The organism is Rhizobium sp. NPDC090279, from assembly GCF_044769665.1.
GTDB lineage: Bacteria > Pseudomonadota > Alphaproteobacteria > Rhizobiales > Rhizobiaceae > Rhizobium.
This window is the reverse complement of the sequence record NZ_JBIVYI010000004.1, coordinates 81,333-99,123: the sequence shown is the minus strand read 5'-3', so window position 1 is coordinate 99,123 and position 17,791 is coordinate 81,333. Positions and strand designations below refer to the sequence as shown.

Sequence of the window (17,791 nt, the reverse complement as noted above, 5' to 3'; positions counted from 1 at the left end):
TGCCCAATGAGGTAGCGTCTGTTCACATGCGCAGTCAACTGCGAGGCGATCGGCCGGAAGGCAAAATGTTGCGCGCTCACGGGAAGGTTACGAGTGCCACGAATCCGGGCCGACAAGAAGAAGTGATGAAAAAATAGACCCTTAGCTGAATTTTATGACAAATTTAAAAATTAGTTGACAACGTCTATTTGGCTTGAATCGGCACTATTGGTTGGGATATACACCCCGCAATATGAGATGTTCTTCAGGAGAATCGCGTTGAGTGAGAAGATCGATCTTAGCAGTTATGTACCCTCGGAGGACGAGGACTTCATGAATCTGAACCAGCGCGCCTATTTTCGAGCGAAGCTGGTAGCATGGAAAAACGATATCCTTAGAGAAGCGCGCGAAACCCTGGATCATCTGGCTGAGGAAAGCGCAAATCATCCTGATCTCGCCGATCGGGCTTCTTCGGAAACCGACAGAGCTATCGAGCTCCGGGCTCGCGACCGCCAGCGTAAACTCATTTCCAAGATCGATGCAGCATTGCAGCGTATTGAAGATGGTACCTACGGCTATTGCGAGGAAACGGGCGAACCGATCGGCCTGAAGCGTCTGGACGCTCGTCCGATTGCGACTTTGTCGATCGAGGCGCAGGAACGTCACGAGCGCCGCGAAAAGGTCTATCGCGACGAGTGATGCTGGTATCGGTTTCGACTTGGCTTACAGAATAAAGGCACGATGGATATCTCCACCGTGCCTTTTTTGATTCCGACTTTTGAGGTCGCGACTTTATTTGTCGCGGCTGACGCTCATCTCCCCGAAGATGCGCGCGACTTCCTTCTGAAGAGCGCTGTCGGCCCCAGTCATCGGTGCTAGTTCGGGTTCGACACGTTTCGCCGGGTTTGGAATTGGGGATGGCGCCGCACTCGGCTGCTGCTGCACCTGCCGCGGCACTGGCGCATTCGGAATGATCCGCTCGGCGGTCAAATTCTTCGACATTTCAGCTTCGAGTATGCGCTGGAAATCATTGCCGGGTTCGGCGGCAGGTGTCGGTGCGAGGGTGGGTTCGACCGGCGCCGGGCGAGCGGCGGCGGGTTGCTGTTGCGGCAAGACGACGTGGCGGGCAGCATCCAGTATGTCGGCGGCTTCGGCCTCGCTGATCGCAGGAGCGGGCTGAGGTGCCGGTTGCGGCGGCTTGACGGCAGCGGGTTGCGGGCGCTCGGCCACACGCGGCGCCGGGGCAGGCTCCGCCGCAGGTGCAATGCTGGGCTCGTTGCGCAAATAGGCTTCGATCTTGTCCTCGGCGGATCGCTGGCGCTGCGGAAGCGCCGCCGGAGGCGCTTCGAGCTCCGCCGCCTTCTGCGGCGGCTGCAGGTCTTCATATGCCACGGGAGCCTCGACGGATGTTGCAGCCGCTCCCGTCCGCGTCGCATCGGAGATGCCCGATTCGATGACGATGTCGGTGGGGCCGCCGATCATGATCAGGTGTTCGACGCCGTCGCGCCGGACCAGGACGAGCCGGCGGCGGGCGTCGACGGCGGCAGCATCCAGCACCTGCAGCCGAGGCTGGCGGCTCTTGCCGCCACGCACAAAGGGAGAAGGCGCCCGATTGCGCATGATCCACAGAATGCCGATCAGCACCAGCAGGGCGATGCCAACGCCGCCAGCTGCGAGAAAGAAACGGCTGCCATAGGCTCCGGCGATATCGTCCAGCATGTCGAGATACTCCGTAATTTGTCACCGATGTCGCGGCCTACAGCGCCGCGCGTCACGTATGACGCGCAAAGGTCGCTGTAGTACTTTAAATCCGCTGCATAATTTTATCCTCAAATCGATTCCGATTTAAGGAATTATGCAGTAGGCGCAACTACGGCGGGTAATGCTTTGACCATGACCCTTCTATACAGCGATCATATGAACAGGATTGCGCCGGAGACAAGATGCGATTGCAGGCTGTTGTGCTCTATTGCTTGTGAATTCAAGCCTTTCTAGCCCGGCAAAGCTTTTTGCGGATGACGCAAATTGGTAAAGAAGATTCGAAAGGTCCGACTCCAGCGACCCCCAACGTGTATGACATGTCGCGAGGAGAACGGCTGACAAGAGGGGTTTATGACGAAGCAGCGTCCATCCGACGAGTATAGCGTGCCGCTGGTGGATCGCGGAGTTCGTTCGGGAACCGCGCTGCGCATCATATTGCTGGCGCTGGTTCTCGTGGCCGCGGCGGCCGCCTTTGTCATCTTCAAGAGCCAGCTCGACAATGAGGCTGTTCTGGGCGGCCTCGGCATTCTTGCCATGGTCGGCATCTTCTTCCTCGTCTCCTCGATCATCGGCTTCGTCGAGGTCATGCCGCAGCCGCAGTCCGACAGCCTGGCTCGCTCCTTTCTCAACAGTCACCCGGACGGGACGCTCATCACCGACGAGAAGGGACGCATCGTCTACGCCAATGCCGCCTATGGCCGGCTGACCGGCGCGACCAAGGCGACGGAAGTGCAATCTCTGGAGATGCTGCTGTCGCGAAACCGGGAGTCCAACGAGGCTCTCTATCGTCTCGCCAATGGCCTGCGTGACGGCAAGGAGGGATCGGAGGAATTCCGCCTGCTGACGCCGCTGGGTCCGGCCGAGCGAAGCGGCAAAGGAGCCCATTGGTATCGGCTGAAGGCGCGCGTGCTGCCGCCAGAGCAGGGCAGCAGCAAGGTGCTGCATATCTGGCAGGTCACCGACATCACTTCGGAACGCGACGACCAGGAGCGCTTCTTCAAGGAATTGCAGAATGCGATCGACTATCTCGACCATGCCCCGGCCGGCTTCTTTTCAGCAGGTCGCAAGGGCGAGATATTCTATCTCAACGCGACGCTTGCCGAATGGCTGGGCTTCGACCTGACGAAGTTCGTGCCGGGTTCGATGACAATCGGTGATCTGGTGGCTGGCGAAGGGCTGGCGCTCATCCAGTCGGTACAGGCCGAACCGGGGTTGAAGAAGACAGTGACGCTCGATCTCGATCTTCGCCGCTCCAATGGCCAAAGCCTGCCAGTGCAGCTCGTCCATAGCGTCACCTCGATGCGCGATGGCGCTCCGGGCGAAAGCCGCACCATCGTCCTGACCCGGCAGAACGGCGGCGACACCGAGCAGTCGGCCTCGGCGGCGTCGATGCGCTTCAGCCGCTTCTTCAACAACACGCCGATGGCGATTGCTTCCGTCGACGGTACCGGACGTATCCTGCGCACCAATGCACCGTTCCTGAAGCTTTTCTCGGATCTGGTTTCGCGCGACGATATCGAGCGCGGCGCTGCGCTGGAGACAATCGTCAACGACAGCGACCGGCTGCGGCTGCAACAGGCGCTGGATGCCGCCAAGGATCGGCAGGGCGATATTCCGCCGATCGATTCGCGCAATCCGAAAGATGAGGCGCGGCACTTCCGCTTCTACATCAACGCGGTGATCGACCAGACCGATGAAGCGCCGGAAGAGGCCGCCATCGTCTATGCTGTCGAGGTGACCGAGCAGAAGGCGCTCGAAACGCAGATGGCGCAGACGCAGAAGCTCAACGCCGTCGGCACGCTGGCAGGCGGCATCGCGCATGACTTCAACAACGTGCTGACCGCCATTCTCCTGTCTTCCGATCACCTGCTGCTGCAGGCGCGACCCTCCGATGCCAGCTTCGCGGATCTGATGGAAATCAAGCGCAACGCCAATCGTGCCGCCGTGCTGGTGCGGCAGTTGCTCGCCTTTTCGCGCAAGCAGACCATGCGGCCGACGGTTCTCAACCTGACCGATGTGATCGGCGATCTGCGCATGTTGGTCGACAGGCTGCTGTCGGGTACGCATGTCAAGCTGGATGTCGACTATGGGCGTGATCTCTGGCCCGTCAAGACTGATCTCTCGCAGTTCGAACAGGTGCTCATCAATCTTTGCGTCAATGCCCGCGACGCCATGCCCGGCGGCGGCTCGCTGACGCTGCGCACCCGCAATCTGCTTGCGGCCGATGTCAGCGCCTTCAACTATCCCTATCTGCCGCATGAGGACATGGTTCTCGTCGAGGTCAGCGATACGGGGACGGGTATCGCGCCTGAAATCATGGACAAGATTTTCGAACCCTTCTTCACGACGAAGGAAGTGGGCAAGGGCACGGGCCTCGGCCTTGCGATGGTTTACGGCATTGTCAAGCAGTCCGGCGGCTACATCCAGCCGGAATCGGAAGTCGGCAAGGGAACGACCTTCCGCATTTTCCTGCCGCGTCACATCGTCGAAATGCCCGCCGTGACGGAAGCGAAACCGCCGGAAAGCCGCGATGTCGTGGCGATGGACCAGAGCGTTGGGATCGCGGCCTCTTCGGAAGAGCCGGCCGATCTCACCGGCAAGTCCGCTGTCGTGCTGCTCGTCGAGGATGAGGAGGCGGTGCGTCGGGGCGGCAAGCGCATGCTTGAGACACGCGGCTATACCGTCTACGAGGCGGGCTCCGGCGTCGAGGCGCTCGACATCATGGACGAGCTCGACGGGCAGGTGGATGTCGTCGTATCCGACGTCGTCATGCCGGAAATGGATGGGCCGTCACTGCTGCGGGAGCTGCGCAAGAAATATCCTGACATGAAGTTCATTTTCGTCTCGGGCTATGCGGAAGATGCCTTTGCCCGCAACCTGCCGGCCGATGCACAGTTCGGCTTTCTGCCTAAGCCGTTTTCGCTGAAGCAGCTTGCCGTCGTGGTGCGCGAGACGCTGGATAAGAACTAATTGTCGCGCAAGAGTGTGCAGTTGAGGGGCGATTTTCACCTCTTCTGTTGATGAAAGCAGTGCAAAGATGCTATCAGCCTGCGCATGATCGACCTTGCCAAGCCCATTTGCCAAATGTGGTGGCGCTCCTTCTAGGAGCGGCAGTCGTTATGTCTTGAAATCGACCCTGCCGCCGTGATCCGGCAGGCATTGGTCTATTTCCGTTTTCCCTTCCTGATTGCGGCGGCTCCTTTTGCGGAGCAACGAAATGTTTTCCCCTATCGATACCCGTCCCGTCATCCTGACGGGCGACCGAACCACAGGACCACTCCATCTCGGCCATTATGCCGGGTCGCTGAAGAGCCGCGTCGCACTCCAGCATAGCCATCGGCAATTCCTGCTGCTGGCGGATAACCAAGCGCTGACCGACAATGCCGGCGATCCCCAAAAAGTGCGTCGCAACGTGCTTGAAGTGGCGATCGACTATCTCGCCGTCGGTATTGATCCCACGCTGACGACGATCTGCGTTCAGTCCGCCTTGCCGGCGCTGGCGGAACTGACGCTGCTCTATCTGAATTTCGTGACGGTCAGCCGGCTGGAGCGCAATCCGACGATCAAGACGGAGATCCAGCTGCGCGGCTTCGAACGTGATGTGCCGGCCGGCTTTCTCTGCTATCCGGTCGCGCAGGCGGCCGATATCACCGCCTTCAAGGCGACGGTGGTTCCTGTCGGTGAAGATCAGGCACCGTTGATCGAGCAGACCAACGAGATCGTCCGCCGCCTCAACCGGCAGATCGGACGCGATGTTCTCGTCGAGGCTGCGGCCATGGTGCCAAGCGTCGGGCGCCTGCCAGGCGTCGACGGCAAGGCGAAGATGAGCAAATCCCAGGGCAATGCCATTCCGCTTTCGGCCTCGCCGGACGATATCAGCGATGCGGTGCGGCGCATGTATACCGATCCGGATCATCTGCACGTAAACGATCCAGGCAAGGTCGAGGGAAACGTCGTCTTCATCTATCTCGATGCCTTCTGCGAGGACCGGCAACTGTTCGAAGAGATGAAGGCGCGATATCGTCGCGGCGGTCTTGGCGACATCGCGGTGAAGAGACATCTGGAAGACATGCTGCAGGCGCTGCTCGCGCCGATCCGCGCGCGCCGCGCTCGCTATGTAGCCGAGCCGGACTATGTCATGGGAATCGTGCGCGAGGGCACGCGAAAGGCGAGGGAGCGCACGGAGGCGACGCTTGCCGAGTTGCGATCTGCCCTGGGCCTGTTCTCCCTGATCTGAAAAAGAGAACGGCCGGGCGATCTATTGAAGCGCCCGGCTGTTCCTGTGACTTAGGTTCTAACTATTCCGCGAGAGCGACAGCGATTTCTGCGGCCAGGCGCGCATTGTTCTCGACAAGCGCGATATTGGTCTTGAGGCTGCGGCCTTCGGTGATGTCGAAGATCGTGCCGAGCAGATACGGCGTCACCGCCTTGCCAGTGATTTCGTCGCGCTCGGCGCTGTCGAGGGCTCGCTCGATATAGATTTCCATTTCCTCGCGCGGGATCTCGTCGGCTTCCGGAACGGGATTGGCGATCAGCATACCGCCATCGATGCCGAGTTGTTCGCGCGTCGTCTGGAAATTGGCGATTGCGGCGGGGCTGTTCAGTGTCAGAGGGCTCGGCAGGCCGGACGAGCGCGACCAGAAGGCCGGGAATTCCGTGCTGTCATAGGTGACGACGGGCACGCCGCGGGTTTCCAGCACTTCCAGCGTTTTCGGAATGTCGAGGATCGCCTTGGCACCGGCGCAGACGACGATGACGCCGGTGCGGGAAAGCTCTTCAAGATCGGCCGAGATATCGAAGCTCTCTTCTGCGCCGCGATGCACGCCGCCGATGCCGCCGGTGGCAAAAACCTTGATCCCGGCGCGGGCGGCGGCAATCATCGTGGCGGCGACCGTGGTTGCGCCCGTGCGCCGCTCGGCAATGGCAAAGGCGAGGTCGGCGCGCGAGACCTTCATTGCGCCTTCGGTCTTGGCCAGCGCTTCCAGCTCTTCCGGCTCAAGGCCGATGTGCAGGGTGCCGTGGATGACGGCAATGGTTGCCGGGACTGCACCTTCCTGCCGGATGATTTCCTCGACGCTGCGGGCCATCTCGATATTGCCGGGATAGGGCATGCCGTGGGTGATGATGGTCGATTCCAGGGCGACGAGCGGTGCGCCGCGCAGCTTGGCGGCAGCAACTTCCTTCGAATAGGAGATCGGAAGCAGTGGCGAGATAGGCTGGGTCATTGTCGTTTCCAATTCACTGAAACAGTATACGCGTTTTGAACAGGCTTCATGACAGAATTTCGGCCTTGGGAACAAGGGCCAACGTCGCCTTCAGCAGCTCGGGAGAGAGATTTTCCGCCGTGGCGAAGGGCGACTGGACGGTGATCGCGGCTGCCGCCGCGCCATGACGGATGGCCTCCGCGAGATCGTGGCCGGCGAGCAGGGCGGACAGAACACCCGAGGCAAGCGAATCTCCCGCCCCGGTGACATCGGCGACATCGTCGACAATGGGCGGCTGCAGGCTGACGATGGCGTCACGCGAGAATGCGATCAGCGCGCGCTTGCCACGGGTGATCACGCCGTTGCGCAGACCAAGCGCCCGTAGTCCATTCACCCATTCGCGCGGGTCTTCCGGACGGCTTTCTGTCAGGGCGGCGGCCTCCGCCTCATTGAGGAACAGGTGGTCGATGCCGGCAAGGCTCGGCTTCAACCGCACGACTTTGGCTGGCGAGATGGCGATAGCGGCGACAGGCTTGCCGCAAAAGGCGGCTCTTGCCGCTATCGCGCCCAAGGTTTCGGCCGGCAGATTGGCATCGCAGAGAACAAGATCGGTCTCTTCGAAGGCGTCGCGAACGGCGCGAATCGCCAGGCGTCTCGGAACGAACAGCCTGTAGAGCTCCATGTCGGCAAGGGCGATGACCAAATTGCCGTCATTCTCGAGGATCGCCGTGTAGCTCGGCGTCTTGCGATCGAGGAAGACGAAGGGCTTGTCATCGATACCGGCGTGGCTGGCGGCTTCCGCCACCATCTCGCCAGAGGGGTCGCCGCCGCGTGGAGAAATCAGCTTTACGTCGAAGCCGAGGCGGGCGAGATTTCTGGCTGCATTGAAGCCGCCGCCGCCCGGCTCTTCGAACCATGCGCCGGGATTGCTGGCGCCGGGCGCCGTCTCGCCGAAGATGCGGCCGCGCCGGTCTATATGGGCGCCGCCAAGAACGAGAATCTTTTTCGCCATATGGTTTTCCTCAGCAATCGAAAGAGCGAATCGAGCGACGCGATCCCATGCCCGAACCGGTCCCTCCGGATCGGTAAGTATCTGGGAAGAAAGAAGAAAACAAAAGTAGAACGGAATTCATTTTACCTTTTTCTTTCAATTGCTTGTTGTGCTCTTGCGATAAGAGAACAAATAGAGTACAGAATTCTCATCGGCGGCGACATTGCTAGAGCGGCTTCAATAACCTAAAGGTGGATCGAATGTCTCAGAATTCTTTGCGGCTTGTAGAGGACAAATCGGTGGATAAAAGCAAGGCACTTGAAGCGGCACTCTCTCAAATTGAGCGGTCGTTCGGCAAGGGCTCGATCATGAAGCTCGGCTCTAACGAGAACGTGGTCGAAATCGAAACGGTTTCCACCGGCTCTCTGAGCCTCGATATTGCGCTTGGCATCGGCGGCTTGCCGAAGGGGCGCATCATCGAAATCTACGGGCCGGAAAGCTCGGGCAAGACGACGCTGGCGTTGCAGACCATTGCAGAGGCGCAGAAGAAGGGCGGCATCTGCGCCTTCGTCGACGCTGAACATGCGCTCGATCCGGTCTATGCCCGCAAGCTCGGCGTCGATCTGCAGAACCTCCTGATCTCGCAGCCGGATACGGGCGAACAGGCGCTTGAGATCACCGATACGCTGGTACGCTCCGGCGCCGTCGACGTTCTCGTGGTCGACTCGGTCGCCGCATTGACGCCGCGCGCCGAAATCGAGGGCGAGATGGGCGATAGCCTGCCCGGCCTTCAGGCTCGTCTGATGAGCCAGGCGCTGCGCAAGCTTACGGCTTCGATCTCGAAGTCCAAGACCATGGTGATCTTCATCAACCAGATCCGCATGAAGATCGGCGTGATGTTCGGCTCGCCGGAAACGACGACGGGCGGCAACGCTCTGAAGTTCTATGCCTCGGTTCGCCTCGACATCCGCCGCATCGGCGCGGTCAAGGAGCGCGAAGAGGTGATCGGCAACCAGACCCGCGTCAAGGTCGTCAAGAACAAGATGGCGCCTCCCTTCAAGCAGGTCGAATTCGATATCATGTATGGCGAAGGCGTTTCCAAGACCGGCGAACTGGTCGATCTCGGCGTCAAGGCCGGCATCGTCGAAAAGTCGGGCGCCTGGTTCTCCTATAACAGCCAGCGCCTCGGCCAGGGCCGCGAAAACGCGAAGATCTTCCTGCGCGACAATCCGGATCTGTCTCGCGAGATCGAATTGTCCCTGCGCCAGAATGCCGGCCTGATCGCCGATCGCTTCCTGCAGAACGGCGGTCCCGATGCCGACGATGGCGACGCCTCCGGGGAATAAGGACTTCCCGGAACAATTCCCGATCCAAGATCGAGACTAAAAAATCCAAACCGGCCGCATTGTCCAAGGGATGTGCGGCCGGTTTCGCTCGTGCGGCTGGACAGGGCCCGGAGCGAACGATAAAAGCCTCTGACTTTGACGCAAGTTGCTGACGGCAGTACTGAAGGGCCCCCTATGAGCGGTGTGAATGAAATCCGGTCGACCTTCCTCGACTATTTTAAGAAAAACGGCCACGAGATCGTGCCGTCGAGCCCGCTGGTGCCGCGCAACGATCCGACCTTGATGTTCACCAATGCCGGCATGGTGCAGTTCAAGAACGTCTTCACCGGCCTGGAGCAGCGTCCCTATACGACAGCCTCGACGGCGCAGAAATGCGTTCGCGCCGGCGGCAAGCACAACGACCTCGACAATGTCGGCTATACCGCCCGCCACCACACCTTCTTCGAGATGCTCGGCAATTTCTCCTTTGGCGACTATTTCAAGGAGCGCGCCATCGAGCTTGCCTGGAACCTGATCACCAAGGAATTCGGCCTCGATGCCAAGCGCCTGCTGGTCACGGTCTACCATACCGATGATGACGCCTATAACCTCTGGAAGAAGATCGCCGGTCTTTCCGACGACAAGATCATCCGCATCGCCACCAGCGACAATTTCTGGGCGATGGGCGATACTGGTCCGTGCGGTCCCTGTTCGGAGATCTTCTACGATCACGGCGATCACATCTGGGGCGGACCTCCGGGCTCTCCGGAGGAGGACGGCGACCGTTTCATCGAGATCTGGAATCTCGTCTTCATGCAATTCGAACAGATCACCAAGCAGGAGCGGGTCGATCTGCCGCGCCCCTCGATCGACACCGGCATGGGTCTCGAGCGCGTTGCCGCCGTGCTGCAGGGCAAGCATGACAATTACGACATCGACCTGTTCCGGGCGCTGATCGAAGCTTCCGAAGAGGCAACGGGCGTCAAGGCCGAGGGCGAGCATCGCGCCAGCCATCGCGTCATCGCCGACCATCTGCGCTCTTCCGCCTTCCTGATCGCCGATGGCGTGCTGCCGTCGAACGAAGGCCGCGGCTATGTGCTTCGCCGCATCATGCGCCGCGCCATGCGTCACGCGCAGCTGCTCGGCGCCAAGGAGCCGCTGATGTGGAAGCTGCTGCCTGCGCTGATCCAGCAGATGGGCCGCGCCTATCCCGAGCTGGTTCGCGCCGAAGCTTTGACATCCGAGACGCTGAAGCTCGAAGAGACGCGTTTCCGCAAGACGCTGGAACGCGGCCTGTCGCTGCTGAATGACGCCACCTCGGACCTGCACAAGGGTGACAGCCTCGACGGCGAAACCGCCTTCAAGCTCTACGACACCTACGGCTTCCCGCTGGATCTGACGCAGGACGCGCTGCGCGCCCGCGGTATCGGCGTCGATATTTCCAGCTTCACCGATGCGATGGAACGGCAGAAGGCAGAGGCGCGTTCGCACTGGACCGGCTCCGGCGACAAGGCGACCGAGACCATCTGGTTCGAGCTCAAGGAAAAGCACGGCGCGACCGAATTCCTCGGCTACGATACGGAAGTAGCCGAAGGCGTCATCCAGGCAATCGTCAGGGACGGCGTTGCCGTCGACAGCGCCTCGGCTGGCGACAAGGTACAGATTATCGTCAACCAGACACCATTCTATGGCGAATCCGGTGGCCAGATGGGCGATACTGGAGCCATCTCCGGCGAGAGCGGCAAGCTGACGGTAGGCGACACCCAGAAGAAGGGTGAAGGCCTTTTCGTTCACATCGCCGAGATTTCGGAAGGCACGATCAAGGTCGGCGACGCCGTTGTGCTGACGGTCGATCACAACAGGCGCTCGCGCCTGCGCGCCAACCATTCCGCCACCCACCTGCTGCACGAGGCTCTCCGTGAAGTGCTCGGCACCCATGTCGCCCAGAAGGGTTCGCTGGTCGCGCCCGAGCGCCTGCGCTTTGACGTTTCGCACCCGAAGCCGATGTCGGCTGAGGAGCTGAAGGTCGTCGAGGAGATGGCGAACGAGATCATCTTGCAGAATTCGCCTGTCACGACCCGCCTGATGAGCGTCGACGATGCGATCGCGGAAGGGGCGATGGCGTTGTTTGGCGAGAAGTATGGCGACGAAGTCCGCGTCGTGTCGATGGGGCAGGGTGTGCGTGGCGTCAAGACCGGCAAGCCCTACTCGGTCGAGCTTTGCGGTGGCACGCATGTGTCCGCCACCGGCCAGATCGGCCTCGTGCGCATTCTCGGCGATAGCGCCGTCGGCGCCGGCGTTCGCCGTATCGAGGCGGTAACGGGTGAATCCGCGCTTGCCTATCTCGCCGATCAGGACGAGCGCGTGAAGACCCTCGCCTCGACGCTAAAGGTTCAGCCGGCCGATGTCGTCTCACGCGTGGAAGCCTTGATGGACGAGCGCCGCAAGCTGGAGCGCGAATTGGCGGACGCCAAGCGCAAGCTCGCCATGGGCGGCGGCCAGGGCGGTTCGGCCGATGCGGTCCGCGAGATCAATGATGTCAAGTTCCTCGGTAAATCCGTTTCCGGCGTCGATCCGAAGGATCTCAAGGGCCTTGCGGATGAAGCCAAGGCAAGCCTCGGCTCAGGCGTCGTTGCTCTGATCGGCGTCTCCGAAGACGGCAAGGCCAGCGCCGTTGTTGCCGTTACCGAAGATCTGATCGGTCGTTTCAGTGCCGTCGATCTCGTGCGCATCGCGTCGACCGCTCTCGGCGGCAAGGGCGGCGGCGGCCGTCCGGACATGGCGCAAGCCGGCGGCCCGGATGGCGCCAAGGCTGACGAAGCGATCGAGGCCATTGCTGCGGCACTTGCTGGCTAATACGCTGATTTCGTATTTCCAATTCAAATGGCGGATGCTTCGGTATCCGCCATTTTTCTTTGTCCAGGCAACTCCGCAGGATTTGTCAAATCGGGTTATGGTCTTGTTGGGCCGATCGATTTGCAAGGGGTTTGACATGGGTGGTGGAACGGCGTGGACGCTTTACGAGACCAGGCTGCGGCGGGTTTCGGCCTATATCCACGAACATCTGGATGACGAGCTCGACATGGAAAAGCTCGCCGAGATCGCCTGCATGTCCAGCTATCACTGGCACAGGATCTATCGGGCGATCTATGGCGAGACGGCGGCGGCAACCGTCAAGCGGCTGCGGCTGCATCGCGCCGCCGGCGATCTCGTCAACACCCGTCTATCCGTCAGCGACATTGCAAAGCGGTCGGGCTATCCCAACCTCCAATCGTTCAATCGCATCTTCAGATCCGTCTACGGCATGCCGCCGGCGCGATATCGGAATGAGGGAAGCCACACGATCTTCGAACCCAGCACCCAAGGAAGGATCACTGTTATGTTCGACGTTACGCTTCGCACCATTTCCCCGATGTCACTCGTCGGTGTCGCTCATCGCGGCTCCTACATGCAGATCGGCCAGGCTTTCGAGACGCTTTTCGGCACCATCTTTGCCCGCGGCCTTGCCGGTCCCGACATGCGCATGATCGGCGTCTATCTTGACGATCCCGATGTCGTCGAGGCGGATAAGCTGCGCTCCTTCGCCTGCGTCACTGCCGGCGAGGGAATGGCGGCCGAAGCGCCGCTGGAGCGTCGTTCTCTCGATGGCGGCGAATATGCCGTGCTGCGCCACAAGGGGCCCTACGCAAACATGCACAAGGCCTATCAGTGGCTCTATGCGCAATGGCTGCCAGCCTCCGGGCGGCAGCTCCGCGATACCGTCATGTTCGAGGAATACATCAACAATCCGCGCGACGCGTCGCCGACGGAATTGCTTACGGATATTTATATGCCGCTGAAATAGCGGCATACGGCATCGATCGAGGATTTCCTCTCAATATGTTGTATTTTCAGCTGTTAGCCGGCTTCGGCATGGCTGCATTGTCGATCTCGTTGCCGCGGCGATAGGCGTCGCGGTCACTCACGCGGCTCCAGTAGTCGATGAAGGCCGGGCGCTTCTCGATCGTCCCGAAATTCAGCCCATAGCCAACATGCGAGCCGACATAGACGTCGGCGGCCGTAAAGCGGTCGCCGGCAATGAAAGGCGAGGTGGTGATCGCGTGCTCCATGGCATCGAGCACGTTTGCGAAGCTGCCGCAGCCGGCCATGCGCAGGCGCTCCGGTGGGACTTCGAAGCCGAGGGCGCGATTGGTGACGGCCATCTCGAATGGCCCTGCTGCAAAGAACATCCAGCGGAAATAGCGGCCACGCTCGGCGGCAGTCGGAGCTAAGCCGGCTTGCGGGAAGGCTTCGGCCAGATAGGCACAGATGGCCGCGCCTTCGGTGACAACGGTGTCACCATGCTTGATCGCCGGCACCTTGCCCATGGGATTTACCGAGAGATATTCCGGCGCCTTCATCGTCGTGCCGTAGTCGAGATACTCGGTGCGGTAGGGCTGGCCGGTCTCCTCCAGCATCCAGCGGGCGATACGGCCGCGCGACATCGGGTTGGTATAGAAAACGAGTTCTTCGGCCATTTGTCTCTCTCCCTTTTGTTGCGCGCATTGTTGCCATCGGTTCGGCCCATGGGCAAGATTCCCGGCAAAAGAAAACCCGGCGCTGAGGCCGGGTTCTCTCTGGTTCCGATGTCGGCGAGGCTTAGGCAGCCATCGCCTTCTGCAGGTTCTCGTCGATCTTGTCGAGGAAGGCGGTGGTCGAGAGCCACGGCTGATCCGGGCCGATGAGCAGCGCCAGATCCTTGGTCATGAAGCCGGCTTCGACGGTGTCGACGCAGACCTTTTCGAGCGTGGATGCGAACTTGGCGAGTTCTGCATTGTCGTCCAGCTTGGCGCGATGGGCGAGACCACGGGTCCAGGCGAAGATCGAGGCGATCGAGTTCGTCGAGGTTTCCTGGCCCTTCTGGTGCTGGCGGTAATGGCGGGTCACCGTGCCGTGGGCGGCTTCGGCTTCGACCGTCTTGCCGTCCGGCGTCAGGAGAACCGAGGTCATCAGGCCGAGCGAGCCGAAGCCCTGGGCAACCGTGTCGGACTGGACGTCGCCGTCGTAGTTCTTGCAGGCCCAGACATAACCGCCGGACCACTTCAGCGCGGAGGCGACCATGTCGTCGATCAGGCGGTGCTCGTAGGTGATGCCGGCTTCGTCGAACTGAGCCTTGAATTCGTTCTGGTAGACTTCCTCGAAGATGTCCTTGAAGCGGCCGTCATAGGCCTTGAGGATGGTGTTCTTCGTCGACAGGTAGACCGGCCACTTGCGCATCAGGCCATACATCATCGAGGCGCGGGCGAATTCGCGGATCGATTCGTCGAGATTGTACATGGCCATGGCAACGCCGGCGCCCGGTGCGTCGAAGACATCCCTTTCAATGACCGTGCCGTCTTCGCCGACGAATTTGATGGTCAGCTTGCCCTTGCCGGGGAACTTGAAATCGGTGGCGCGGTACTGGTCGCCGAAGGCGTGGCGGCCGACGACGATCGGCTTGGTCCAGCCCGGAACCAGGCGCGGAACGTTCTTGCAGATGATCGGCTCGCGGAAGATCACACCGCCGAGGATGTTGCGGATCGTGCCGTTCGGGCTCTTCCACATCTGCTTCAGGTTGAATTCCTTGACGCGGTCTTCGTCCGGCGTGATCGTCGCGCACTTGATGCCGACGCCGTGCTTCTTGATGGCGTTGGCGGCGTCGACGGTGACCTGGTCGTTGGTGGCGTCGCGGTTTTCGACCGAGAGGTCGTAATAGTCGATATCGATATCGAGGTAGGGGTAGATCAGTTTGTCTTTGATAAACTGCCAGATGATGCGAGTCATCTCGTCGCCATCGAGATCGGCAACGGGGTTAGCGACCTTGATCTTCTTCATACTTCTGCCTCGTTTAAGCTGATGGGACCGGATGGTCCTGTGGTGAATGTGAAGTCCCGAGCGCTATAACACCGCAAGCTCCGAACGCAAAGCCGATAGAGCCGCCAGCGTCGCGTTTTTGGTCATTTGTGACGTCACTCGCTTTTTACTATCGAGCCATTGCCAAAGCGATCGATGGGTCTAATGTCGCCGATGTTTTGCCTGTCGCAACGGAATCATATCATGCAGAAATTTGCCGCATCCGCTCTTGCCTTCACGCTCTTTCAGTTTTCCCTTGGCGCGCATGTGGCGCTGGCCGCCGATGCGACGACACCGGTCAAGGCCATCATGGATGCAACCGTTTCGAACTGGGCGGGCGGCGATAGCGACTGGCAGGATATCTTCGACGAGAGCAAGCTCAAGGACTTCTACAGCAAGGATTTCGCTGCGAAATACGAGGCCGCAGCACAGTTTCCTGCCGCCGACGAGGACGGGATTTCACCGTTCGACTATGACGTGATCGTCAATGCCCAGGATGCCTGTCCGCTGGAAGACTTGAAGGTCGCCGCCCAACCGCCCGCGGGGAATGTCACCGAGGTACTGGCGACATTCAAGAAGTCCACCTGCATGGGATCGGACGCCGACTATCAGAAGACGACCACTGTGCGTTTCGAAGTCATCCAGGAGGGCGGCAAGCCCGTGATCGATGATATCATCACGATCGACGACAATGGCAATCCCAGCGCGCTGAAGTCAGTCATGCAGGATCTCGTAAAGCAGCAGCAACAACAGCCCACCGACCAGCAGCAGCAACCTTCGGATCAGCAAAAGCCGGCCAATCCGCAATAATCTGGTGCGGTTCACTTTGCTGGTGTTGCGCAAAAACCTTGCCGAGCGGCTGGTGTCTCGCTATTGCGACCCCGGAGCCGGATGATTTCAGGTCTGTTTGTCCTGAAATCATCCGGCTCCGGAATCAGGGAATAGAGCATGATGTCGTCCGAAAACCGCTGACACTTTTCAGCAATCATGCTCGAATTGGCGCGACTGGGGTCGCGCGCGGAGAGTTAGGCATCATGGCAGGCACGAACAGCGAACGTCCACTTCTGGCCGAGGGGCCGGCCATCATTCTGGTCGAACCGCAAATGGGCGAGAATATCGGCATGGTGGCGCGCGCCATGGCGAATTTCGGCCTTGTCGAGTTGCGCCTCGTCAATCCCCGTGACGGCTGGCCGAACGAGCGAGCGCAGGCAACCGCCTCCAAGGCAGATCATATCATCGAGGCGACCAAGGTCTACGAGACGCTGGAGCAGGCGATTGCTGATCTCAATTTCGTCTATGCGACGACCGCACGGGAGCGAGACGGCTACAAGCCGGTGCGATCGCCTGTCGTTGCGGCGGAAACTCTCCGTGCAAAATTCAAGGAGGGCGAGGGCACCGGCATTCTTTTCGGGCGCGAGCGCTGGGGCCTGACCAACGAGGAAGTGGCGCTGGCCGACGAGATCGTGACCTTCCCGGTCAACCCGGCCTTCGCTTCGCTGAACATCGCCCAGGCCGTATTGCTGATGTCCTATGAGTGGATGAAGTCGGGCATGGAGGATCTGGGCGCCGTGCCGTTCCAGGCGCTTGAGCAGCGGCCTTCGACGAAGGATCAGCTTTTCGGCCTCTTCGATCAGCTCGAGGAGGCGCTGGACGCGCGCAATTATTTCCATCCTGCCGGGAAAAAGCCGAAAATGGTCGACAATCTCCGCGCCGTCCTCTCGCGCCGGGCGTTTACCGAACAGGAAATCAGCGTCTTGCGCGGGGTGATCTCGTCTCTCGACCGCTTCACGCGGAAATCCCCGCGCGGCAGCGGCTCCCATCCCAGGTCCTCCAAAACGCCCAAGGAAACAACGAACGATGACAGCAGCGGCGAATGAGCTGAAACCGATCCTGGTGTTCGATTCAGGGATCGGTGGTTTGACCGTGCTGCGTGAGGCGCGGGTGCTGATGCCGGAGCGCGGTTTCATCTACATTGCCGACGACGCCGGCTTTCCCTATGGCGGCTGGGAGGAACAGGCGCTGAGGGAGCGCATCGTCGATCTCTTCGCGAAGCTGCTTGCGCAATACGATCCGGAAGTCTGTATCATCGCCTGCAACACGGCCTTCACGCTTGTCGGCGCCGATCTGCGCGCTGCTTTTCCGCAGATGACGTTCGTGGGCACGGTGCCGGCGATCAAGCCGGCTGCAGAGCGGACGCGCTCGGGCCTTGTTTCGGTGCTGGCAACGCCCGGTACTGTCAAGCGCGCCTATACGCGCGATCTGATCCAGTCCTTCGCGACGCAATGCCATGTGCGGCTTGTCGGATCGCAGAACCTTGCGCGTCTCGCTGAGGCCTATATTCGCGGCGATACCGTAGCGGACGAAGCTGTCATGACTGAGATCGACCAGTGCTTCGTCGAGATGGATGGCCGCAAGACCGACATCGTCGTGCTGGCCTGTACGCATTATCCCTTCATGGCCAACATCTTCCGCCGGCTCGCACCCTGGCCGGTCGACTGGCTCGATCCGGCCGAGGCGATTGCAAGGCGTGCCCGCAGCTTGGTGCCGCAGGTGGCCGACGCCGTTCATCCCGATAATTTCGACTTTGCGGTCTTTACCTCCGGCGCGCCGGATTTCCCCACCCGCCGGCTGATGCAGGGTTTTGGGCTCAGGGCTTGATG

General features: G+C 60.5%; 14 protein-coding genes. 9 read left to right on the top strand and 5 right to left on the bottom strand.

The features are described 5' to 3' along the window. Positions 1-258 precede the first annotated feature (258 nt). A complete protein-coding gene (gene dksA / locus ACIQWP_RS11190) occupies positions 259-678 on the top strand; it encodes an RNA polymerase-binding protein DksA (RefSeq protein WP_402787562.1) in 420 nt (139 codons plus the stop codon). Positions 679-771: 93 nt separating this feature from the next. Here the strand turns inward: dksA and ACIQWP_RS11185 are convergent, their stop codons facing one another. Continuing rightward, the gene (locus ACIQWP_RS11185) at positions 772-1,698 is read right to left on the bottom strand and encodes a flagellar biosynthetic protein FliO (RefSeq protein ID WP_402786412.1); all 927 of its coding nucleotides are present in this window, start codon (positions 1,696-1,698) and stop codon (positions 772-774) included. Positions 1,699-2,091: 393 nt separating this feature from the next. Here ACIQWP_RS11185 and cckA point away from each other — a divergent pair, with 393 nt between their 5' ends. Together cckA and trpS are read left to right on the top strand one after the other, a co-directional pair. Then, positions 2,092-4,710 (top strand): cell cycle histidine kinase CckA, encoded by a 2,619-nt coding sequence (gene cckA, locus ACIQWP_RS11180; RefSeq protein WP_402786409.1) that lies wholly within the window; start codon positions 2,092-2,094, stop codon positions 4,708-4,710. A 247-nt stretch (positions 4,711-4,957) separates the two neighbouring features. Continuing rightward, entirely contained in the window at positions 4,958-5,977 is a 1,020-nt protein-coding gene (gene trpS / locus ACIQWP_RS11175) for a tryptophan--tRNA ligase (protein WP_402786406.1), read from the top strand. Between the two features lie 61 nt (positions 5,978-6,038). Here the strand turns inward: trpS and ACIQWP_RS11170 are convergent, their stop codons facing one another. Continuing rightward, positions 6,039-6,965, bottom strand: coding sequence for a pseudouridine-5'-phosphate glycosidase (locus ACIQWP_RS11170; protein ID WP_402786403.1), 927 nt, complete (start codon positions 6,963-6,965; stop codon positions 6,039-6,041). A gap of 46 nt (positions 6,966-7,011) precedes the next feature. After that, positions 7,012-7,956, bottom strand: a complete 945-nt coding sequence (locus ACIQWP_RS11165; RefSeq protein ID WP_402786400.1) for a carbohydrate kinase family protein — start codon at positions 7,954-7,956, stop codon at positions 7,012-7,014. 239 nt (positions 7,957-8,195) lie between these two features. Between ACIQWP_RS11165 and recA the strand changes: the two genes are divergently transcribed. From recA to ACIQWP_RS11150, 3 genes are all read left to right on the top strand, one after another. Beyond that, positions 8,196-9,281: a recombinase RecA gene (recA, locus tag ACIQWP_RS11160; protein WP_112797567.1), complete on the top strand. Its 1,086-nt coding sequence runs from the start codon at positions 8,196-8,198 to the stop codon at positions 9,279-9,281. Positions 9,282-9,455: 174 nt separating this feature from the next. Then, a complete protein-coding gene (gene alaS, locus ACIQWP_RS11155; protein WP_402786396.1) occupies positions 9,456-12,116 on the top strand; it encodes an alanine--tRNA ligase in 2,661 nt (886 codons plus the stop codon). Positions 12,117-12,252: 136 nt separating this feature from the next. Continuing rightward, the gene (locus ACIQWP_RS11150) at positions 12,253-13,104 is read left to right on the top strand and encodes a GyrI-like domain-containing protein (RefSeq protein ID WP_402786393.1); all 852 of its coding nucleotides are present in this window, start codon (positions 12,253-12,255) and stop codon (positions 13,102-13,104) included. A gap of 46 nt (positions 13,105-13,150) precedes the next feature. On the opposite strand, the gene ACIQWP_RS11145 is transcribed toward ACIQWP_RS11150, so the two are convergent. Together ACIQWP_RS11145 and ACIQWP_RS11140 are read right to left on the bottom strand one after the other, a co-directional pair. After that, complete coding sequence (locus ACIQWP_RS11145) at positions 13,151-13,777, bottom strand: glutathione S-transferase family protein (RefSeq protein ID WP_402786390.1); 627 nt, start codon at positions 13,775-13,777, stop codon at positions 13,151-13,153. A gap of 121 nt (positions 13,778-13,898) precedes the next feature. After that, entirely contained in the window at positions 13,899-15,113 is a 1,215-nt protein-coding gene (locus ACIQWP_RS11140; RefSeq protein ID WP_402786387.1) for an NADP-dependent isocitrate dehydrogenase, read from the bottom strand. Between the two features lie 222 nt (positions 15,114-15,335). Here ACIQWP_RS11140 and ACIQWP_RS11135 point away from each other — a divergent pair, with 222 nt between their 5' ends. The 3 genes from ACIQWP_RS11135 to murI all read left to right on the top strand — a co-directional run bounded on the left by ACIQWP_RS11135 (position 15,336) and on the right by murI (position 17,789). Beyond that, positions 15,336-15,941, top strand: a complete 606-nt coding sequence (locus tag ACIQWP_RS11135) for a hypothetical protein (protein WP_402786384.1) — start codon at positions 15,336-15,338, stop codon at positions 15,939-15,941. A 224-nt stretch (positions 15,942-16,165) separates the two neighbouring features. After that, positions 16,166-17,008 (top strand): RNA methyltransferase, encoded by an 843-nt coding sequence (locus ACIQWP_RS11130; RefSeq protein WP_402786381.1) that lies wholly within the window; start codon positions 16,166-16,168, stop codon positions 17,006-17,008. Further along, a complete protein-coding gene (gene murI, locus ACIQWP_RS11125; RefSeq protein WP_402786379.1) occupies positions 16,989-17,789 on the top strand; it encodes a glutamate racemase in 801 nt (266 codons plus the stop codon). The genes ACIQWP_RS11130 and murI overlap by 20 nt, the downstream gene beginning before the upstream one ends. The last annotated feature ends 2 nt before the right edge of the window (positions 17,790-17,791 follow it).